Raw genomic sequence first — 22,151 nt, 5'->3', positions numbered from 1 at the left:
TGAACTTCCTTGTTGGTGTGAAGGACAAAGACGGAAACAACCTGAATGGCAATTCAGACAACAGGGTTTACAATCCTTTTGACCTGGGTTTAACTTTCGGAGCTGGTCTTAACATTCGTCTTCAAGAAAAAATCTGGCTTAATCTGGACGCACGTTACGGACTGGGCCTGATCGACATCACAAAGGATGGCAACTCAAATGTAAAAAATCAAAATTTCGGCATCAATGCTGGTCTGAGCTTCCCGCTTGGAACATACAACCGCAACACCGGCCGACTTAGAACGAGATAATTAACACACATTATCAGGACGAATAACACACATTATAAAGCTAACAGGAAAGGACAAGAGCCCGGCGCCATTTGGTTCCGGGCTCTTATTTTGTGCCATTTACGTGGATAAGCCGTAACTTTGCACTTTATTTCCAACATTGATATGACTTTCGAAGACTTAAATCTCACCAAGCCTTTACTCAACGCACTCGCAGACCTGAACTATGTAACGCCCACAGCGATCCAGCAGAAGGTTTTCTCAGTGATGATGTCGGGTAAGGATGTGTGTGGGATTGCCCAGACGGGAACTGGAAAAACATTTGCCTATCTCCTGCCGACATTGCGCCAGATCGAATTTTCCAAAGACCGGCTTCCCCAATTGCTGATCCTCGTTCCTACACGCGAGCTTGTGGTGCAAGTGGTCGAAGAAGTGCGCAAACTGAGCGCTTATCTGACGCTTGAAGTTGTGGGCGCTTACGGAGGCGGAAACATTAAGGTGCAGATGGCTGAGTTGAAAAACGGCGCTGATGTCGTCGTTGCCACGCCCGGCAGACTCTTTGATCTTGCCCTAAATGGATCATTGAAAACAAAGGCGATTAAGAAACTCGTAATCGACGAAGTGGACGAAATGCTGAATCTAGGCTTTCGGACGCAGCTTAAAAATATCCTTGACTTATTGCCGCAAAAGCGTCAGAACCTTTTGTTCTCAGCGACTCTTACTCAGGAAGTTGAGGCACTTATGCAAACTTACTTTAACAACCCGGTAAGGATCGAAGCTGCTCCTGTGGGAACGCCGTTAGAGAACATTGAGCAGAAAGCATATAACGTTCCGAACTTTTACACAAAAGTAAACTTGCTGGACCTTTTGCTAGAAGAAAACGAGGACATGAGCAAAGTGCTGGTCTTCGTAGCAACCAAGAAATTAGCAGATCAACTGTTCGGCCAACTGGAAATGGGCTATTTGAACAAGATCGGCGTCATCCATTCCAACAAGGAACAAAATCACAGATTTAACAGTGTTAAACAATTTCACGAAGGCAATTATCGCATTCTGATCGCCACAGACATCATTGCACGTGGATTGGACGTTGCCGAAGTCTCGCACGTTTTCAACTTTGACATCCCTGAAATCCCTGAAAACTACATTCACCGCATTGGACGAACAGGCCGTGCGGATAAAAAGGAGTGGCCATTTCATTTATTACAGAAAGTGAAAAGGAACGTCAGGAGCAGATCGAAGAATTGATGAGTTACCAGATTCCGATCGAGCCTTTGCCCGAAAATTTGAAGATCTCGGAAATCCTCACGCCTGATGAAGAGCCGCATATCTTCATGAAGAACATTGATGTAAAACTGCCCAAAAGAGAAGCAGGCGGCGGTGCGTTTCATGAAAAGATCGACAAAAACAAGAAGGTTAACGTCAGAAGAAATCACGCGCAGGAGAAAATGCAGAAATACGGCCGGCCTATAAAACGCTCCGGGAAAAAGTAAGGGCACGCTTATTGGGACATTTATTGGAAACGAATATTTAAGCATCCTCAACCCAATCTCATGAGTATCTGGCAAATATTCCAGCGCCTGCAACCTTACGTAAAGCCTTATTACAAGCAAATCATTTTTGCGCTTTTCCTCACATTACTGGGCGCAGTAACGGCCCAGGTCAACCCCTGGGTCTTGCGTTACACGGTCGATTCGGTGCAGTCCATGCTCGATAAAAAGTGGGGCATTATCCAGGGAAAGGAATTATTGATCCAGATTTCGTTCATTCTTTTTGTTAAGGAAATTGTCAATTCGCTGATCGTTTTTGGCCAGCGTTATTTTGGTGAAAAAATCCGGATTAAGGTTTCAAGTGATCTTGCGCAGGAGGCTGTCAGCCGCATTTTAACCTATAATTTATCGTTTTACAGCGATAACGACAATCAGAAAGGCAAACTGCAAACCCGCATCGACCGCGGCGTCGAAAGCCTGACAAAACTGATACAAAACTTTTTCATTGACATTCTTCCGCTTTTTGCCAATTCCATAGTGGCATTAGCGATCATGTTCAGCGCTAACTTTTACGTAGGAAGCATTGCGTTAGCGATCCTACCGATCTATTTCTGGATCAGTTACAAGCAAGCCGGTGAGTTGCAAGGCGTGCGCCGAAAGCTCAAACGACAACGCGAAAACAAGAGCAGCGGCCTCATTAATCTGATCGAATCCATTATCGTGATCAAATCCTTTGTCCGGGAAATATTTGAAGGGCAAAAGCAATATCAGACCCAGATGGAGCTCATGGAAACGCAACTCAAAACACGACGGACCAACTTTGCATACGACGGAATCAAGAGTTTTATTGAACAGATCGGCGTTGTATTCATCATTATCCTGACCGCTTATCTGGTGCTGGATCAGCAAATGTCCATTGGCGCCATTATGTTTCACATTCTGCTGTTCAACAATGTCTCTGCTCCTATCCGCCAGCTTCACAGGATTTACGATGAGATGAACGATGCGCTGACTTATTCAGAAGGCTTTTTCGAAATTCTGGACGCTGATAATGCAGTTGAAAAAAGTGGAAAACTGGTTCCTCAAACCATTAAAGGCGATTATGTGCTGGACAATGTCTCATTCGCCTATCCAAATGGCACGAAAGCATTGTTCAATGTGGATGTGAACATTAAGTCCGGCCAGACCACGGCACTTGTCGGCTTATCCGGAGCAGGAAAAAGTACGCTTATCAATCTGCTAATCGGCTTTTATCCACCCGATTCGGGAACGCTTACACTTGATGGCCGACCGATCACTGAATACGATTTGCCTGCATTGCGCAATTCAATCGGCATGGTTCTTCAAAAAAACCACATTTTCAAAGGCTCCATTGCAGAAAACATCCGTTATGGAAAAATGACCGCTTCGGATGAAGAACTGGTCGAAGCCGCGCGCAAGGCTTATTTGCATGAACAGATCATGGAGCTTCCGGCTCAATATGAAACCGATGCACAAATGCTGTCCGGCGGTCAGCAGCAACGCATTGCCATCGCCCGCTTATTCCTAAAAAACCCGCCCGTAATATTTTTGGATGAGCCTACTGCAAGCCTGGACGCAATTGCAACTGAGCAAATTAAAAACAGCCTCGACGCGATTAAGAAAGGCAGAACCGTTGTCATCATTTCGCACAGTCTCTCTCAAATTCTCGATTCGGATCAAATTTATGTAATGAAAAAAGGCCGCATTGCAGAATACGGGACGCATGCAAGCTTATATGAAAAAGAGGGTGTTTACCGCGAGATTTTTGACGCGTCTGCGCGAAGCCTTAACCTCGAAAAAATGATCGGATTGCTCTCCAAAGACTAACATAGGCCACATTGCCGGATTAAAAACCAATTAATTTTACTCCTTTTAGGATTAAATTTTAATTAAAACCATTTGATCTAAACCCATGTAACCAGCGTAAGTGACGTGTCAAACTACTTGTCAAACTCAACTTACATGGTTATGGAAATTTCTAAATCTTTACGGACGGTGGCCGGAAGCGCACTGTTAATGGCTGGACTGGTGTTCATTAACCAGGCTTGTACAGAACAAACGGAGGTCGATCAGCAGCCCGTTCCGCTGGTGAGCCAGCCCAATCAGCTTTTCTATGCGTTAACAAATGACAACAAGATTTATGAATTGAATGTACAAAACCCAAGCACACCCATCCGAACCATCACAATCACGTCAGGATTGGAGCCGGATGAAAAGCTTCTAGGCATTGATTTCCGTCCTGCAACGGGCCAGCTTTATGCAGTAGGAAATAAAAATCACATTTACACGGTTAATTTACGCTCTGATATCGCGCCAGGACGCGTTACGGTGGTTAGCCCTGTTCCTTTTAACCCAGGCATTTCCGGTCCCGAAGTGGTTGGTTTCGACTTCAACCCAACTGTTGACCGCATTCGTCTGGTAACCAACACAGCACAAAACCTTCGCTTAAATCCTGAAAACAACGCATTAGTTGCATTGGATGGTTATTTGAAAGGATACAATGATGTTAAGGTTGCAGCAGCTGCGTATACTAATAATGTTGCAGGCGCAACCACAACCCAGCTTTATGACATTGATCCGGATGTAGACAAACTATTTCTTCAAATGCCTCCTAATGACGGTGTTTTGAAAGAAGTGGGTTCATTGGGTATGAACATTGAAGATATCGGCGGATTTGATATCGCAGCAGAAACAAATTTTGCGATTGCTTCTGTTAAAGTGAACAACATTTGGGAACTGGTTGAAGTAAATCTGGCAACGGGTTCTTTGCTTAAAATCGGAAATCTTCCTGCCGGCAAAATCATTGGCATTGCAATGCCAACAAGCCCTGTTGCTTACGCGGTGGATGCTTCAAACAAATTGCTGACTTTCAATCCTATGAAAGCTGGAACGCGCGTTGAAAAAGCGATCACTGGCTTGCCTATGGGCGTTTCAATCGAAGGAATTGACTTCCGTCCTACAAGCGGTCGTTTGCATGCGCTTGGATCTGATGGAAAACTTTACACCATTGATCTTGCTTCGGCAGCTGCAACAGTTCGCCCTGATTTCCATTATCTGAGCGATCCTAACTTCAAAGTAATGGGAACAAGCTTCGGTTTTGACTTCAACCCGGTTGCGGACAGATTAAGAATTGTTAGTAACACAGGTCAAAACCTGCGCATTGACGTTTCTAACAGCATTACGCTGGTGGATGGACAACTTAACCTGATCCCAGGCCCAGGAACTCCGACAATCAATGCAGCTGCTTACACAAACAGCTTCCCGGGAACAACATCAACTGTGTTGTACGACATTGACAGCGAAACCAATACGCTTTACAAACAAAATCCACCAAACAGCGGCGGACTTGAAAGAATTGGTGCATTGGGTGTGGACCTGGATGCAGCAAATGGTTTCGATATCGGCAGCACCACAGGCATGGCATACGCACTGTTAACTGTGGGCGGAAAGACCGGTTTATATTCGATCAATCTGACTACTGGAGCGGCTACAAAAATCTCGGATTTCGCAGGATCTGTTAAAGGATTTGCGCTTGGATTCGGCTTGTAATCAGCCTTAGATTTTTCTGGATCAAACAAAAAAGTGGTGGCATAACAAATGCCACCACTTTTTTTTGCCTAAAAACGGGTTTTCAAAAAATAATTTTAATCCGAAAAATCCAATGTTAATGCCAAATAACATTCGTTAATATATGTTAAGTGCAAAATTAAAAACTAGTATTCCTAAAAGTTGCAAGATACTTAGACAGTCGTTAAATCCATCGCGAAACTATTACCGTAAGTCTGTCAGAACCCGTCGAAAAAGTAGTAACGGTTCACAATAAACTTCAAAAACTTTTTTTGGTATGAAAAAAACATTAACTCAAATCTCTGAACCTTCTGATGGCGCAATGCTGGCAAAAGTGGGCAGACGTTACTTCCTAAGATCCGCAGGTGTTGCTGCTGCGACAGGAGCTTTTATTCTCGGTGCCTGCACAGAGCAGGATTTGATGGATGATGAAACAGTGAACCTTGGTTCAGGCGACATCGGCATCCTGAACTATGCTTACGCATTGGAGCAACTTGAAGCTGCTTTCTACACACAAGTTATGATGACTCCTTATCTGAATATGACAGATATGGAAAAGTGGATCCTTACTGATATTCGTGATCACGAAATCGTTCACAGAGAGTTTTTCAAAACAGCATTGGCAGGAAACGCTATCAAAGGCCTTACTCCTAACTTCTCACAAATCGACTTTGCAGACCGCACGAGCGTTTTGGGAGCAGCTAAGTTATTTGAAGACACAGGCGTTGCAGCTTACAATGGTGCAGGCAAGTTGATCAAAAGCGTAGATTATTTACTGATTGCCGGTAAAATCGTATCGGTTGAAGCAAGACACGCATCGGCTATCGCTGACTTGATCAATCCTAATGCATTAGAATTTGCAGGTGGCCAGATCAATGAAATGGGCTTGGAGCATGCATATTCCCCATCAGTTATTCTGAGCGGTGTGCAGCCATTTGTAATGGATAAAATCAGTGGAAAAGACCTCCCACGCTAACTCTTTAAAAACTTACTGACATGAATATTTTTAGAATATTAGATAGCATTCAACAAGTACGACGGTGACGCAGCAGGACGCCTGGCGCACTCAACTCGTCGTATGTTTATGAACCGTGTAGGCAGCACACTCGCTTCGGCAGCTGTTCCAACTGTATTTGCTTCCATTGTAAACAAGGCTTATGCCGCTACGCCATCTGTAACAGATATACTTAATTTCGCTCTGACGCTGGAATATCTTGAAGAGACATTCTACTTTCAGGCGAACAGAATGACCAACTTTATTCCTGCGGAATACACATTGGTTTTCTCTCAGATCGAGAGACACGAAACACAACACGTTGAATTTTTGAAAGCTGCTTTGGGCAGTGCAGCCGTTGCACGTCCGGATTTCGACTTCACTTACGGTGGTGCTTTCCCAGATGCATGGACTAACTTCATGACATTCATCACGATTTCATCCGCTTTGGAAGACACAGGAGTTCGTGCTTATAAAGGACAGGCTGGTAACCTGATCAGTGCTCCTCAGATTTTGGAATATGCATTGCAGGTTCACTCGGTTGAAGCACGCCACGCTTCATTAGTAAGAAGAATTATCGGTCATCTGAAAAAAGATCCGATGATGAAAGGCTGGATCACACAAGATAAAGGCTTCCCGCCAGCTGTTTACAAAGGTGCAACACCTGAGTCGAACACAGTTCACGGTGGTCTGGATGCAGCAACACTTTCAGGAATTGGCTCTATCTTAAGAGACAACGTAACAGAAGCATTTGACGAACCTTTGACTATGGAAGAGGTTTTGGCAATAGCAGGACCATTTATCAAGAAAATGGGAATGTAAAAAATACAATTAATTATTGTGGAGGGTAAGGTAATACATAAGAAAGGATGGCAAATGCCATCCTTTCTTTTTGATATTGTATGTGAGCAGGAAGCTTAGTGTTTCTCAGGCTGTTTTTCCAGATTGAACAGATCGTTCAATACATCGATCAGCGTTTCTGCTTCTCCCCTTTTGCAGGCTGCTTTCAATTGAAGCACAGGAAGTTTCAGGATTTTCTGCATCATACTAGAAGTGATGCGTTCTACTTTTTCCAGTTCCGAATCTGTCAGGCTTTTTGTAAAGCGCGTCAGTTCTTCTTTTCTGATTTGTTCCAAAGCGCCTTTCAGTTTTTGAATGGTCGGGGAAACGATCATTTCCTTGGACCAGTCATTGAATTCAAGAACGGCTTCGTCGATGATTTCCCTAACGTGCGGCACAGCCTCTAATCTGCGGTGCAATGCTGCATCTGCCTTAGAACGGATCGAATCGATTGTATAGAGCATTACGCCCGGAATTTCTTCCACTTCGGGAGAAACGCTGCGGGGAACAGAAAGGTCAATGAAATATTTGAAAGACATTCCGCGCAGGCGGACCATCATTTCCTTTGTAAAGAAAGGCTCGTCGCGGGCAATTGAAGACACGATAATGTCGGCGCGAGAAATCTCAGCTTCGATATCTGAAAAGTCTGCAACGCGGAACCCAAGTTCCTCAGCAAGCAGATCCGATTTTTCTCTTGAACGGTTTACGATCGTAACTTCTGAGCTTTGCTTCTGCGCCAAATTACGGGCAACATCAGCGCCGATTTCTCCCAATCCAACAATCAAAACTTTCGGATTGGGCATTAAGCCTTCCAACAATTCAACGGCTGCATAGGAAATAGAAGCAGCGCCATCCCGGAAAAAAGTCTCTTGTGCTACGCGCTTGTTGGCAAAAAATATCGTGTGTAAAAGTCTGTGCAAAAACGGCCCGGCCATATTAAGGTCAGCCGACCATTGATACGCATGCTTGATCTGGTTCGGAATTTGCATGTCACCCACAACCTGAGATTGCAGGCCCGTAGCAACTTGAAACAAATGCTGAACTGCACTGTCACCGTCAGAAAAACGCTCAAAAAACCCTTTAAAAGACTCGATATCCGAGACTCCTTTTTGGATTAAAAGCATTTTGATGATCTCCTCGTTGAAATCAGAGGCAGAAGAATAGTATATTTCCGTACGGTTGCAAGTGGAGACAGCAAGGACATCAGAAACATCGAAAAAATCCTTGAGACGCAGCATAATGTTCTTCGCCTCCGCCTCATTCAATGCAAGCTGCTCTCTGATTGCCAGAGGAGCATTCCGATGTGATAAACTAATTGATTTGAACTGATTGTACATCACTGGTTCTTATTCGACACACAAAAGTACGGCACAAAACTTACAATAGGAAAGTGTGTAAAGCACCGGAAGTTTATTTAGAAATTTTATAAATAGTAAGGCTTGAAATGAGACAATAAACCCATTTAAATCCACTAAGCACAAATATTTTACGTTATTTACAGCATATAACATTAACTCCGGGAAATGCGTGCCCGGCCCTTGAATGATTAGCGAAACTTCGAAGAAAAAGCCCCGTTTCAGGCTGCATCCGGTTGCCATTCTGAATAGCCAGCGCCTGCGCCGGTCTCTGATGGACACCTACGACCAGAAGAGCTTTTATAAATACATTATTGGCATTATCCTGCTGCTGTTGAGCATTGGCTCCCTGTTTTACACGGATAAGCTGGTGGAAGAACTGGAGCAGCGCGAAGAGCGCGAAGTGCAGCTTTATGCGGAAGGCATGCGCTATGTTTTCAACAGTCCTTTTGACGAAAATTTCAATGTGGTTTTTCAGGTGATCCAGGATGCGGTGAATTTTTACCAGATCCCGGTTATATATGTTAATGAAAACAACATTCCCAATCCTAATAAAAACATTGAATTCCCTAAAAACGCGGGGCCTGCCGAACGAGAACGCATCATTCAGGACAAGTTAGCCGATATGAAACTGGAACATCCGCCAATTCCAGTCGAGCTGGGAAAAGGACGCACCGGAAACATTTATTACAGCAACTCATTCCTGCTGACCCAATTACGCTATTATCCTTTTCTGCAACTTTCTGTAATGCTTCTGATCGGCTATCTGGCTTATCTGGCATTCAGCTCGGCCCGTAAGGCAGAACAGAACCGGGTTTGGGTGGGTTTGGCCAAAGAAACTGCGCACCAGCTCGGCACGCCGCTTTCATCACTAATGGCGTGGGTGGAATATTTCAGAAGTGATCCTTCTATTGACCCGTCGATCGCCGAGGAAATTGAAAAAGATGTTATACGATTGGAAATGATCACAACGCGGTTCTCGAACATTGGTTCTGTTCCGACATTGAAAGATGAGCCTGTGACAGAGATTGTTACCAACTTTGTGAGTTACCTTGAAAAGCGTGTTTCCTCGAAAGTTAAATTCTCTGTTTTCAACCAACTTGCCGAAGAACAAACTGCATTGATCAATAAAAATCTCTTTGAATGGGTTATTGAAAATGTTTGTAAAAACGCTGTGGATGCTATGGGCGGGATCGGCGAGATTAATGTGACATTGCAAGCGCCGCCTAATACGAAGGAAATCTGGATTGATATTGCAGACACCGGTAAGGGAATGACAAAAGCCAATATGAACAAAATTTTCAATCCGGGTTTCAGCACGAAAAAACGCGGCTGGGGATTGGGATTAACATTGGCTAAACGGATTATTGAAAATTATCACTCCGGAAAGCTTTTTGTAAAAAGCTCTGAACTTGGCAAAGGAACAACATTCAGAATTTCCCTGAATGCCAATATTATAGAGTAAAGAGTAGGTTAATGCTTATCTGTATCCGGGAACGGTGATCACATCCGTTTCCACCTGATTGCTGTAATGCAACGCCCGGTCACGGATCCTGACTTTGTATTTTTGTTTCCAGGCTCACCATGCTTCTTGCGTAAGGCCTTCTCACATTCAGATCCAGCTTGCCGTTAATCGGTCCGGATTTCCGATCTGATTTTAAAATAGGCATCCATTTCACCGAATCGCCTTGCAGAATTCGCTCATCCCAGGAACCGTCGAGCTTTTTGGTCAATGTTACCAGCTCGTAATTGCCGGTTTTGCCATATGGCGCTTTAAAATTTTCGTCGGAACGTTCATCCGCAGTTGCACCGAGATCGCCTTCGCCATCTTCAAAAGTGACAGTAATCACAACGTGCTCAACAAGATTATTTCCAGCCGCATCCTTTTCCGTAGATTGATCAATTGATGCATATTCAATCCGTGGCACAGAATCCAAATCCGGCACGGGATAACAGCCGGACAAAATTACCAATGAAGCAATGATTACCTGAGGAGCAGCTTTCATGAGCACTTGATTGATATTAAAATGACAAATTAACGGTAACCCGGAACCGGAATGCTATCCGTTTCGATCTGGTCGCTGATATGTAATGCCCGGTCACGAATACGCACCTTGAATTTTACATAAACCGGAATGGTGCTGTTTCCGTAAAGGAAGCTGGTGTTAAGATCGAGCTTGCCTTTGATAGGGCCCGGCTTTCCGTCCGGCTTCAAGATCGGCATCCATTTATATTGGTCTTCTGCCAAAATCGACTCCGTCCACGTTCCGTTTGCATTTCTACGCGCCGTTATCAGCTCATAATTTCCCCAGTTTCCGTACGGCCTTACAAATGATGAATCGGAACGCTCCACATCCGTCGCACCCAGGTCGCCGTCGCCGTCCTCAAAATCAATGGTGATGATCACATTTTCGCGGGTAGGCCTCCCAGTTGAATCGTTTGTCTCAGTAATCTGATCAATGCCGTTATAATATATCTTTGGCGTGTCGCTAAAATCCGGAATATCGACGCAGCCGAGTGTTCCTGCCGCTAAAAGAATGAATAGGGAAACTTTCAATTGCATATTAACTTTGTCTTTATTATTTATACGAAAGTAACAGTATTGGAACTTCAAAACAACAAATCTCAAGCTGAAATAAGGCAGGCGCTCCGCAAGGAAATCCTGGATTTAAAACCTGCTGATTTTGAGCACTTGGCGCTTAAAATCTTTCGCTATCAGGCTGCATTCAACCCGGTTTATAACCATTATATCAGTAATCTCAACATTAAACCAGAACACGTTGAAAAACTGATCGATATTCCTTTTCTGCCCGTTCAGTTCTTTAAAAATCATACGATTCAAACCGGCGACCTGCCTGAGGCTGCTGCGGTTTTTCAAAGCAGCGGGACAACTGGACAGCAAACGAGTCGTCATCACCTCTTCGATCCGGAGCTTTACCAAATCGGTTTCAGCCCGTATTTTTCAGCAACATTTCGGTGCGCTGGACCAGTTCCATATTTTAGCCCTGCTGCCATCATATCTTGAACGAAACAACGCTTCACTGGTGTATATGATCCAACATTTTATTGATGAAAGTAAGTCCGAATACTCAGGCTTTTATCTCAATAATGCGGATGAAATGCTCGAAAGGCTGACATTCCTCGCAGCAAATCCGGATGGGAAGAAAGTGCTGCTGCTAGGCGTAACATTTGCCCTCCTCGACCTCGCCGAAAGTGAGCGTGATCTGTCGGTTCTGGGAAAGATTGCGAACCTTACCATTATGGACACGGGCGGCATGAAAGGAAGGCGCCAGGAGCTCCTCCGCGAAGAAGTCCACGACATGCTGACCAGCAACCTTTTTGTTGACAAAATATATTCGGAATACGGCATGACGGAGATGCTTTCGCAAGGTTATGCGCATGGATATGGGCTTTTTACACCCGGCTACACGATGCGTATCCTGCTGCGCGACATTAATGATCCTTTTGCCAAATTCGACCACAATATCAGCAGTTCGAAAACAGGCGGAATCAATGTAATCGACCTCGCTAATTTAGACAGTTGCGCTTTTATTGAAACACAGGACCTGGGCAGATACGGGACTGAGAACGGTTCCTTTTACGTCATGGGCCGCTTTGATAATTCAGACATCCGCGGTTGCAATTTAATGGTAATATAAACCGTTCCTTACTGCGGTGTCAATTTTCGAAAAAGGCTTTCTACTGTATATTAATGCTTTTTTAATTACTTGCAGCGGACTGGAAATGAGACACATAAGCAGCTCCTCATTTATATAGAATTATTCTAACAGTCCGCAGACAGAGAATATTTCCTAAATTAGCAGACTTTTGAAAATTGCATTTATCAAATGTATTATTACATTATTGGATTGTTAAACTATCATATAAAGTATATCAAATGAAAAGACGTGATGCCCTAGGTCGTGTGGCACTGATAATGGGTGGTGCGCTGTCGGCTCCCACCATGCTGGCTTTTCTGGAAGGCTGCAAAAAGGCAACAGATACTGCTACCGGAATGACCTTTCCGTTTCCTGCGGAAAGACAAGCGCTCGTTTCTGAGGTTGCCGAAATCATTATCCCAAAAACGGATACGCCAGGAGCTAAGGATGCGAAAGTGGGTGAGTTTATTGAAAAAATGCTGAAAGACTGCTATACATCCGCCGATCAGGAGAGCTTCAATAAGGGATTGGAAGAGTTGGAGAAGAAAGATTTCATGAAAGCCACGCCGCAGGAACAAACGGCTATCCTTACTGCAATGGAAAAGTCGGCGAAAGACGAATTGGCAAAAGCGGACACCGAAAAGAAAAAATATACGGAAGCTGGCAAGGAGTATACGGATGCGAGTGTGCCTTTCTTCCGTTTGCTGAAAGAACTGACACTTTTGGGTTATTTCACGTCTGAGCAGGGAGCAACCCAGGCATTGGATTACGTGGCTGTGCCCGGTCGTTATGACGGATGCATTGACCTGAAACCAGGACAAAAATCCTACGCTCTGTAAGCCAGTTGTATTGGGATTTCTTTCAAAAGGCTGTTAAAGCCAGTTCATAAAAATCGAAAAACGTTCATCATGAATTTAAACATAAAAGCAGCGAAACAAACCACATATGATGCCATTGTGGTTGGATCGGGCATTAGCGGCGGCTGGGCTGCCAAAGAATTGACTGAAAAAGGATTGAAGGTGGTCATGCTGGAAAGAGGGCGTGACATTAAGCACATCACTGATTACAAAACGGCAACGCTTGCTCCGTGGGAATTTGAACACAGAGGAAGGGTTACGACCATTGCCAAAGAACAATATTGGGCAGGAATTCGCACGGGTTACACTGCGAATGAAGAATGGGCTTACCTTTTTGAAAACGACAAAGAAAACCCATACGACGAAACCCGCAAGTTTGACTGGATCCGTGCATATCACGTAGGTGGACGCTCATTGCTTTGGGGACGTCAGAGTTACCGGTTAAACCCGATGGATTTTGAAGCCAATGCAAAAGACGGCATTGCAGTCGACTGGCCGATCCGTTATGCTGACATTGCTCCTTGGTATGATTACGTTGAAAAATTTGCCGGGATCAGCGGCGCGAAAGACGGGCTGGATGTATTGCCAGATGGAAATTATTTGCCTCCTATGCAGATGAACTGCGTGGAGAAACATGTAAAAGGCGAAGTAGAAAAGAAATTTGCTGGTCGTCACATCATCATGGGACGTGCAGCGCGCTTAACCCAGCCACAGGCTTTCCATACTGAGCTTGGCCGCGCTGCCTGCCAGTTCCGTAACATGTGTATGCGTGGTTGCCCTTATGGTGCGTATTTCAGCACCCAATCGGCAACGCTTCCTGCTGCACAACGCACCGGAAATCTTACGCTGGTTCCTGATTCCATCGTTTCAGAAGTGATTTACGACGACAAGCTGGGCAAAGTAACCGGTGTGCGCGTGATCAATCAGAATACGCTTGAAACAAAAGAATATTATGCAAAAATCGTCTTCCTGAATGCTTCGGCCATTGCCTCTGCATCCATCTTGATGAATTCAAAATCGAAGCGTTTCCCGAACGGGCTTGGTAATGAAAGCGATCAGCTTGGCCGTAACATTATGGATCACCATTTGGCGGTTGGCGCAAGAGCTGATGTGGACGGTTTTGAAGACAAATATTATTTTGGAAGACGTGCAAATGGAATTTACATTCCACGTTACCGCAACTGGGGAGACGACAAACGCGATTACATCCGCGGTTTTGGTTACCAGGGAGGCGCAAGCCGCGAAAGCTGGGGACGCGGCGTAGGAACAGAAGGCTTTGGTGCCGATTTCAAAAAGTCATTGACCGAGCCCGGCGGGTGGAATATGAACATTCAGGGCTTTGGAGAAATGATCGCTGACGAAAAGAACCGGTTTACATTGCATCCAACCAAAAAAGACAAATGGGGACTTCCGCTTGTTATTTTTGACGCAGCTTATGGTGAAAACGAACGCAAAATGCGTGTGGACATGATGAACGATGCGGCAGAAATGCTTGAAGGCGCCGGTTTGAAAAACGTGGTTCCTTACATTGACGACTCTAAACACCCAGGCATTGGTATTCACGAAATGGGAACAGCCAGAATGGGCAGAGATCCGAAAACATCTGTTTTGAACAAAAACAACCAGGTTTGGGGCGCAGAAAATGTCTACGTTACCGACGGCGCATTCATGACCTCGGCATCTTGCGTGAACCCTTCGCTTACATACATGGCGATGACAGCCCGTGCTGCTGACCATGCGGTGAAAGAGTTGAAAAAGATGAATGTATAGTAATCTTCCCTGATTTTCCGGGTAAAGTTTTGATTGCAAAAGCCTCGCTGGGTAAATCCGGCGGGGCTTTTTCTTTATCCTCTGACTAAACCCATTATCACTTGAAAGATCATATACTGCAGCCGCAGCGCGTTTCCTCCATAGACGCCTATCGGGGATTTGTAATGTTTCTCATGATGGCCGAAGTGCTCAGGCTGAGCAAAGTTGCCGAAGCATTTCCTGAAAGTGCCTTTTGGGCATTTCTGGATTTTCATCAAAGCCACGTTCCCTGGGTGGGCTGCTCGCTCCATGATTTGATCCAGCCTTCATTCTCGTTTTTGGTCGGTGTGGCACTTCCCTACTCCATCGCAAGTCGTGCCAGCAGACAGCAGAACAACACGATAATGTGGCTGCATACAATCAGGCGGTCACTTACGCTGATATTGCTCGGGATTTTCCTGCGCTCCATGCACAGCGAACAGACCAATTTTACTTTCGAGGACACATTAACGCAAATTGGATTGGGCTATCCGGTCCTCTTTGCCCTGGGCTTTACAAGTGAGAAGATTCAATGGAGCGCATTAGGAATTATCCTGCTTACTTATTGGCTAGCATTTGCCTTTTATCCACTTCCCGGCCCTTATTTTGATTGGGCAGAAACCGGCAACACGGCTGACTGGGAACATAATCTTACCGGCTTTGCGGCGCATTGGAATAAAAACACAAACCTCGCGTGGGCATTTGACCGGTGGTTTTTAAACCTCTTTCCAAGGCCTGAAACATTTCGTTTCAACGGCGGCGGTTACAGCACATTGAGCTTTATTCCAACATTAGGAACGATGATCTTAGGCTTAGTCGCAGGAAAATGGCTGAAAAATGCACCATCTTCTGGTTGGTTTCTGAAACGGATGGTGATCACTGCTGCTATCGTTTTCAGCATTGCATTAGTTCTCAATTTCACGGGCATTAATCCAATTGTAAAAAGGATCTGGACGCCGTCCTGGACGCTTTTCAGCGGAGGATGGTGTTTGCTTTTGCTGGCTGGTTTTTACTTCGTTGCAGATGTGAAACAAAGGAAACAATTCTTCTTTCCGCTTGTCGTGATCGGGACAAACTCGATTGTTGCTTATGTGATGGCAGAAACGATTGTCAGCTTTATCGACAGCTCCTTCCGGATCAATGTGAGCCAGTCCTATGATTCGATTTTTGGTCAAAATTATCAGCCGCTGGTGCGCGGTGCCATTATTTTACTGGTCGAATGGGGCATACTTTACTGGCTGTATGTCAGAAAAATATTTATCCGCATTTGAAATCTCCGGTTTATATTTGAGCGTCACCATAACAATCAACAATGCAACTTCTCAAAGCTGTTCATCACATTGCAATCATTTGCACGGATTATGACACGTCAAAATACTTTTACACGGAGATTCTTGGCTTTCAGATCGAACGGGAGGTTTTTCGCTCAGAGCGGAATTCTTACAAGCTGGATCTTTCCCTTGGCGGGCAATACATTATAGAGCTGTTTTCCTTTCCAAATCCACCCAAAAGACCATCCAGACCAGAGTCGGCCGGATTAAGGCACATTGCATTTGAAGTGGATGATATTGAACTGGCGATCGCGGAGTTGAATAAAAAACAGGTCGTCACAGAACCGGTAAGAACCGATGAATTTACAGGAAAGAAGTTTACTTTTTTCGCTGATCCTGACGACCTGCCGATCGAGTTGTATGAAGTGTAAAACCTGCTGTTAAGCAGCGGCGGTGTAACTGATACTTTTGCGCGTTCCAACTTCCATTTTGGAAAGCGCATCGTAGAATTCTGAGATCCTAACCAGGTGTTCGTCAAGCATTAACCTCGCCTCAGAATCTTTGTCAACAAGCGTACGCAACGTCTTATATAACTGCAACGTGCCGGCTTCAATGCGTTTGAGGCAAGTGGCAATCTGCTCTTTTTCCTCAATGTCTTCAAGCATTTTCAATGCTTTGTGAGACGTAATGTGATTGGTGTCTCCTAAATCTTTATCTGTCAAAAAACATTTAAAATAATCGTAGATCCATTTAATCTCCTTTTGAAATAATAATGCGCTCACGTGACCCTGACTCAGGATTCTTCTGCACGACCCCATGCTGTCTTTCTTTAATGCTTCCATGTAAAGAATTTCGCGGTTTTTCTGCTCGTTCCATAATGCCCTGATCATCTGAACGAAATCATTTTTGCTACTTTCTTCCATACCCTTACTTATTTTAATACCGCTGTTGACCAAGTATTTCTATAAAAATTGTGCCTGCACAGGCACAAACAGTGATATAACACCATTATCACAACACTATCCTGCTGGAATGCAAAAACGGAGGAATCCAAAAACTTTAAGGCTTCACTGTCTAAAATATTGAGAAGGCCGATGGGGCGTTTTCACCATATCAATTTTGCGCGTCTGTGGAATTGAAGAGAACAATTTGCATGCCCAAACGTTATATTTTTTGAACTGTTCAGAAAGCGTCTAACTTTGCCGGCTTGAAACGCCCCGACTTGCGGCTGAAAGTGCGCCTGCGGTCTTTACAAATACCATTTTGAAGTAATATGATTGACAAAAAATATAACATTTACCTGCTGGCTTTTTTGGCCGTCAGCTCTTGCAAAACTACCGCTCCTCCTCAACAACAAGTAGTAACTGAAACGCAGCCTTTATTACAAATCGGAGATGAAAAATTCTCGATCGATGATTACCAGGATTCCTACAACAGAAACAAAAATGCTTCGGATTCAACGCGCGAACTAACCCCTGAGGAATATCTTAATTTATATAAGGATTTAAAAATCAAGGTTTTACACGCAAAGCAGGAAGGTAAGGACACCACGCAGGATTACAAAGAAGAAATTGACTCGTATAAAGAGCAGCTTGCGAAAAACCAGTTGGTGGACAAAACGTTAGTCGAAAAACTGTCCAACGAAGCTTATAATCGCCTCAAACAGGAAGTGCGCGCTTCACACATTCTGGTGGGCGTATCTGAAAGCGCTTCCCCCGCAGACACATTGGAAGCTTACCGCGCTGCCATCGCTTTGCGCGGACGGCTGGAAGAAGGATCTGATTTCGGGGACATTGCCTCGCGGTTTTCAAAAGATCCGGTGGCCGCGAAAACACGTGGCGACCTGGGTTACTTCACTGCTTTTCAAACGCTTTATCCAATCGAATCCGCCGCCTATACGCAAGCAGTCGGACGACGTTTCTCAACCCGTTCGGACCAAGGCTGGTTATCATTTAATCAAAGTAACGGACCGCAGAACAAACCGCGGGATGGTGCGGATTGCGCACATTATGGTGCAGGTGGATACGGCTGGCACTGCGGCGCAAAAAGAATCTGCAAAAGCCAGGATCGATGAAGCATATACGTTGCTTGAAAGCGGTGAGAGCTGGGAAATGGTTGTTGAGAATTTCTCGGACGACAGGCAATCGCGCAAGAATAACGGACTGCTGCCCATGTTTGGGATTGGACAAATGGTGCCTGAGATTGAAGAAGCTGCATTCGGGCTTTCCAAGGTTAATGCTTATTCCAAGCCCGTGCTGACGATGTACGGCTGGCATATCATCAAATTGATCGAGAAAAAAGGGCTGGAACCTTATAGCGTCATGGCGCCATCGCTTCGTAAAAAGGTGGTTACGGATTCCCGTGGGAAAATCCTCGAACAAGCCAATGCGAAACGGTTAAGAGAAAAATATAAAGTAGAGGAATTTGCTGATCAGTGGAATGCGGTTTCAGCATTGGGCGATAGCACCATTAAGACAGGAAATTGGGATTATCTCAAAGCCGTCTCAACAGATTGGGCTTCCATTGCGTTATTTAAGATTGAAGAGCAATCTTTCACAGCATTGTCATTTCTGGATTTTGTAAAAAGAAAACAACAGGCGAAAGCAAAAGATGCTTCTCCGCCAATTGTGTTCCGCCGTTATTTCAATGACTATGTTACTGAGTGCCTTACTAATTACGAAAAAGCGCATTTGGAAGAAAATAACGCAGAATTCCGTGGTTTGATCAATGAGATTAAGGAAGGCGTTTTGCTTTCACAGGTGATGGAAGAGAATGTCTGGGGCAAGTCGTTAACAGATTCAACCGGGCAACGCAGCTTTTACGACCGCAATAAAGATCGTTATCAAATGCCTGAGCGCGCTTTAGCAACCATCATTTCAGCCAAGGACACGCAAACGATTAATGCGATTAAGAAGACATTGGCACAAAGTCCTTACAAGCTGGAAAGAAGATCGAAGGAAATTCTGTTTCCTGCTAACGTTGAAGAAGTTGATTTTGCCCAGCTTGACGCGCTGTCGGACGTTTATATTGTAATGGAAAAGAATCCTGATTACATTGTAGAGATTGCCGGTTACCGGTCTGCTGACGAATCAGAGATCACATCGGCTAACAGGATCCGTAATGTGGTTAAATATTTGAATGGACGGAACATTCCGATTCTTCGCATCATCGAAAAAGACTACGGCTCGTTCCGTCAGACGGCCGAGGCTGATCGTAATCGCAGGGTTAGCTTTCAATTTTACAGCCAGTCACGCAGCGATGTTGAAAAAGTTTATAATTCCGAGACTCCCGACGCCGTTATGATCAGGGACGGATTATTTACCAAAGAAAACCCATTATTTGCCCGGTTTAAATTCCAGGAAGGCGAACAAACAGTAACAGATAACGGTTTGATTTACTGGACATCTGTTCAAAAAATAGAACCGGCGAGAGGCAAGACATTTGCGGAAGCGCGGGGAAGTGTCATCAATGATTACCAAAAGGAATTGGAAAAACAATTGGTAAGCAGACTGCAGGAAAAATTCCCGGTGAAAGTGAATGCCCAAGAATTAGAAAAAATTAAGCGTTAGCCGTATTTTAGCATTTCGTAAACCGGGTTAATGTTAATATGGCCCAAAAGCATAAAGAGGAATAAACAATCATATGAAAATAAACAAAGTTATTGCACCCGTCCTGATCGCAGCGCTTTCGCTATGTGTGAGCCTGATCAGTTTCGGACAAGGTCAGCAGGGAGTTAGCATTGACAAGATCATCGCCCGTGTTGACAACCATTACATTTTGAACTCCGAACTGGAGGAAATGTACAATCAATACAAAGCAGAAGGACGCACCGCTCCCGAAAAATGCCAGCTTCTGGAATCGCTAATCATTAACAAAATGCTTCTTGCCAAAGCTGAAATCGACTCCGTAGTGGTGGAAGATAAAGAAGTGGATGGCGAGCTGGATGCTAAAATGGGTTATATGGTTCAACGTTTCGGTTCTGAAAAGAACATTGTTGAAGCTTATGGAAAAACCATAGAAAACCTTAAAAATGAGCTGCGCACGCAGGTTAAGGAGCAAAAAATCGTTGAAAAGATGCAGCACACCATTTCGGGAAATGTAAAGATCACACCGAGTGAAGTGCGTAAGTTTTTTAATTCCATTCCGAAGGACAGTCTTCCTTACATTCCTTCTGAGGTTGAGATTGGCCACATTGTGAAACTCGGAACGGTTACAAGGGAGCAAAAAGATAAGCTGCGCCAGCAACTGCTTGAATTAAAGCAGCGTGCAGAAAAAGGCGAAGACTTTGCTACACTGGCACAGATCTATTCGGAAGATCTTGGTTCTGCGAAAAACGGCGGTGACCTGAATTTTGCAAAACGCGGTGCAATGGTGCCTGAATTTGAAGGCGCTGCATTGGCGTTGAAGCCAGGAGAAATGTCTGATATTATCGAATCGCAATTCGGTTTCCACTTGATTAAGCTGATTGAAACGCGCGGTGCAGAATATCATGCAAGACACATTCTGTTGCGGCCCGATTATAATAAAGGAACTGACATGACTTCCGCAATCCGCGCGCTGGACAGCCTGAGAAATCTGATTGAGATTGACACATTGAAATTCGCGAAAGCAGCGCTTGACAATTCCGAAGACAAACCAACTGCTGAGGCGGGAGGCTTAATTCAGGACAGAAATACAGGTCTTGCGCGTCTTACATTGGATGCTTCCATGGACCCGGCGTTATATTTCGCCATTGACACAATGAAAGTCGGTGAGCTGAGCAAGCCGGTCGCATATCGTACGGAAGACGGCAGAAGTGCAATGCGTATCATTTGGTACAAAAGCAAATCTGAACCACATACAGCGAACCTGCGCGACGATTATGAAAAGTTGGCGCAGATCGTATTGAGCAACAAGCGGAATAATGCATTGGAAGAATGGTTTAAAAAGGCGCAGGGAGACGTTTTCATCAGCATTGAACCCGAGTATAAGGATTGCAAAGTCCTCGGACTCGCGGCCTCTGAAAACGACATTTAGCTTTTTTGAATCAGTTGCGGTTAAAGAATTGAGAATCTTAATCTGACAAATTGTGAAGTATTCATCGGACGTTGAAGCTGCCGAAGCTATGAAAGTAGCTTATGATAAGATCCGGAGTGAAATTGGAAGAGTAATTATCGGACAGGATGAAGTTGTAAAAGGATTGCTAACCGCTATTTTTTGTCAGGGACACTGCCTCCTGGTGGGCGTTCCCGGGTTAGCAAAAACGCTTCTGATCCAAACCATTGCTTCTTCGCTCGACTTAAATTTCAACCGCATTCAGTTTACGCCCGATTTGATGCCTTCCGATATTTTAGGGTCGGAAACATTAGACCAGAACCGCAACTTCAAATTCATTAAAGGACCTGTTTTCGCAAACATTATCCTTGCCGATGAAATTAACCGGACGCCTCCCAAAACGCAGTCCGCGCTTTTGGAGGCGATGCAGGAATATTCAGTAACCATTGCGGGTGCGAAACATACATTGGAGCGCCCGTTCTTTGTTTTGGCTACGCAAAACCCGATCGAACAGGAAGGAACTTATCCCCTGCCCGAGGCCCAGCTTGACCGTTTTATGTTCATGATCCAGCTGGATTATCCTTCGTATGCGGAGGAAGTCAGCATTGTGAAAAATACGACTAATGATGTGCGCTATCAGGTGCAAAAAGTGGTTACTTCGGAAGAAATCATGGATTTTCAGCACTTGGTTCGCCGCGTTCCTGTGACGGATCATGTGATTGAATATGCGGTGAAACTGGTTCATAAAACGAGGCCGGCTGCCGGACTTGCGGTGAAAGACACCAACGATTATCTGGACTGGGGCGCTGGCCCGCGTGCTTCCCAGGCGCTTATATTGGCGGCCAAATGCAATGCGCTGCTTTCCGGAAAATATTCTCCGGACATTGAAGACGTAAAAGCAGTCGCTTTGCCAGTGCTCCGCCACAGAATCATCCGGAACTTTAAGGCTGAGGCAGAAGGAATTTCTGTCGACGATCTGATCGCTCGCCTAGTCTGACAACATTTC

The 22,151-nt window shown here is 44.8% G+C and carries 18 protein-coding genes and 2 pseudogenes; 16 read left to right on the top strand and 4 right to left on the bottom strand.

Annotated elements, in window-relative coordinates:
• Positions 1-17 precede the first annotated feature (17 nt).
• The 6 genes and pseudogenes from AC0IYG_RS09110 (at position 18) to AC0IYG_RS09085 (ending at position 7,163) form a co-directional block, all read left to right on the top strand.
• Complete coding sequence (locus tag AC0IYG_RS09110) at positions 18-290, top strand: outer membrane beta-barrel protein (protein WP_471710779.1); 273 nt, start codon at positions 18-20, stop codon at positions 288-290.
• 144 nt (positions 291-434) lie between these two features.
• Positions 435-1,762 (top strand): annotated as a pseudogene (locus AC0IYG_RS09105) (DEAD/DEAH box helicase).
• 60 nt (positions 1,763-1,822) lie between these two features.
• Positions 1,823-3,607, top strand: coding sequence for an ABC transporter ATP-binding protein (locus AC0IYG_RS09100; protein WP_471710778.1), 1,785 nt, complete (start codon positions 1,823-1,825; stop codon positions 3,605-3,607).
• A 141-nt stretch (positions 3,608-3,748) separates the two neighbouring features.
• Positions 3,749-5,329, top strand: a complete 1,581-nt coding sequence (locus AC0IYG_RS09095) for a DUF4394 domain-containing protein (RefSeq protein ID WP_471710777.1) — start codon at positions 3,749-3,751, stop codon at positions 5,327-5,329.
• Between the two features lie 295 nt (positions 5,330-5,624).
• Entirely contained in the window at positions 5,625-6,323 is a 699-nt protein-coding gene (locus tag AC0IYG_RS09090) for a ferritin-like domain-containing protein (RefSeq protein WP_471710776.1), read from the top strand.
• Between the two features lie 108 nt (positions 6,324-6,431).
• The gene (locus tag AC0IYG_RS09085) at positions 6,432-7,163 is read left to right on the top strand and encodes a ferritin-like domain-containing protein (RefSeq protein ID WP_471710775.1); all 732 of its coding nucleotides are present in this window, start codon (positions 6,432-6,434) and stop codon (positions 7,161-7,163) included.
• Between the two features lie 95 nt (positions 7,164-7,258).
• Here AC0IYG_RS09085 and hemA read toward each other — a convergent pair whose 3' ends face one another.
• A complete protein-coding gene (gene hemA / locus AC0IYG_RS09080; RefSeq protein WP_471710774.1) occupies positions 7,259-8,518 on the bottom strand; it encodes a glutamyl-tRNA reductase in 1,260 nt (419 codons plus the stop codon).
• A gap of 205 nt (positions 8,519-8,723) precedes the next feature.
• On the opposite strand from hemA, the gene AC0IYG_RS09075 reads away from it, so the two are divergent.
• The gene (locus AC0IYG_RS09075) at positions 8,724-10,001 is read left to right on the top strand and encodes a sensor histidine kinase (RefSeq protein ID WP_471710773.1); all 1,278 of its coding nucleotides are present in this window, start codon (positions 8,724-8,726) and stop codon (positions 9,999-10,001) included.
• Positions 10,002-10,080: 79 nt separating this feature from the next.
• On the opposite strand, the gene AC0IYG_RS09070 is transcribed toward AC0IYG_RS09075, so the two are convergent.
• On the bottom strand, positions 10,081-10,542 hold the full coding sequence (locus AC0IYG_RS09070; RefSeq protein ID WP_471710772.1) for a hypothetical protein: 462 nt from the start codon (positions 10,540-10,542) through the stop codon (positions 10,081-10,083).
• A 29-nt stretch (positions 10,543-10,571) separates the two neighbouring features.
• Entirely contained in the window at positions 10,572-11,099 is a 528-nt protein-coding gene (locus AC0IYG_RS09065) for a hypothetical protein (protein WP_471710771.1), read from the bottom strand.
• 39 nt (positions 11,100-11,138) lie between these two features.
• Between AC0IYG_RS09065 and AC0IYG_RS09060 the strand changes: the two are divergent.
• The 5 genes and pseudogenes from AC0IYG_RS09060 (at position 11,139) to gloA2 (ending at position 16,542) form a co-directional block, all read left to right on the top strand.
• Positions 11,139-12,195: pseudogene (locus AC0IYG_RS09060) on the top strand (LuxE/PaaK family acyltransferase).
• 239 nt (positions 12,196-12,434) lie between these two features.
• Complete coding sequence (locus tag AC0IYG_RS09055; RefSeq protein ID WP_471710770.1) at positions 12,435-13,034, top strand: gluconate 2-dehydrogenase subunit 3 family protein; 600 nt, start codon at positions 12,435-12,437, stop codon at positions 13,032-13,034.
• A gap of 69 nt (positions 13,035-13,103) precedes the next feature.
• Positions 13,104-14,822 (top strand): GMC family oxidoreductase, encoded by a 1,719-nt coding sequence (locus tag AC0IYG_RS09050; RefSeq protein WP_471710769.1) that lies wholly within the window; start codon positions 13,104-13,106, stop codon positions 14,820-14,822.
• 101 nt (positions 14,823-14,923) lie between these two features.
• Positions 14,924-16,111, top strand: a complete 1,188-nt coding sequence (locus AC0IYG_RS09045; RefSeq protein ID WP_471710768.1) for an acyltransferase family protein — start codon at positions 14,924-14,926, stop codon at positions 16,109-16,111.
• Between the two features lie 41 nt (positions 16,112-16,152).
• Complete coding sequence (gloA2, locus tag AC0IYG_RS09040; RefSeq protein WP_471710767.1) at positions 16,153-16,542, top strand: SMU1112c/YaeR family gloxylase I-like metalloprotein; 390 nt, start codon at positions 16,153-16,155, stop codon at positions 16,540-16,542.
• A gap of 9 nt (positions 16,543-16,551) precedes the next feature.
• Here the strand turns inward: gloA2 and AC0IYG_RS09035 are convergent, their stop codons facing one another.
• The gene (locus AC0IYG_RS09035; RefSeq protein ID WP_471710766.1) at positions 16,552-17,034 is read right to left on the bottom strand and encodes a hypothetical protein; all 483 of its coding nucleotides are present in this window, start codon (positions 17,032-17,034) and stop codon (positions 16,552-16,554) included.
• A 350-nt stretch (positions 17,035-17,384) separates the two neighbouring features.
• Here AC0IYG_RS09035 and AC0IYG_RS09030 point away from each other — a divergent pair, with 350 nt between their 5' ends.
• The 4 genes from AC0IYG_RS09030 to AC0IYG_RS09015 all read left to right on the top strand — a co-directional run bounded on the left by AC0IYG_RS09030 (position 17,385) and on the right by AC0IYG_RS09015 (position 22,142).
• Complete coding sequence (locus AC0IYG_RS09030; RefSeq protein WP_471710765.1) at positions 17,385-18,185, top strand: peptidylprolyl isomerase; 801 nt, start codon at positions 17,385-17,387, stop codon at positions 18,183-18,185.
• A complete protein-coding gene (locus AC0IYG_RS09025; protein ID WP_471710764.1) occupies positions 18,100-19,680 on the top strand; it encodes a peptidylprolyl isomerase in 1,581 nt (526 codons plus the stop codon). Before AC0IYG_RS09030 ends, AC0IYG_RS09025 begins: the two co-directional genes overlap by 86 nt.
• Positions 19,681-19,753: 73 nt before the next feature.
• Positions 19,754-21,127 carry a peptidylprolyl isomerase gene (locus AC0IYG_RS09020; RefSeq protein WP_471710763.1) on the top strand — a complete coding sequence of 458 codons (1,374 nt, stop codon included), beginning with the start codon at positions 19,754-19,756 and terminating at the stop codon, positions 21,125-21,127.
• Positions 21,128-21,179: 52 nt separating this feature from the next.
• Positions 21,180-22,142, top strand: coding sequence for an AAA family ATPase (locus tag AC0IYG_RS09015; RefSeq protein WP_471710762.1), 963 nt, complete (start codon positions 21,180-21,182; stop codon positions 22,140-22,142).
• Positions 22,143-22,151 lie beyond the last annotated feature (9 nt).

It is taken from the genome of Dyadobacter sp. AC419 (genome assembly GCF_979253085.1).
The sequence above is the reverse complement of the archived record's forward strand: the minus strand, read 5'-3'. Positions and strand labels throughout refer to the sequence as shown.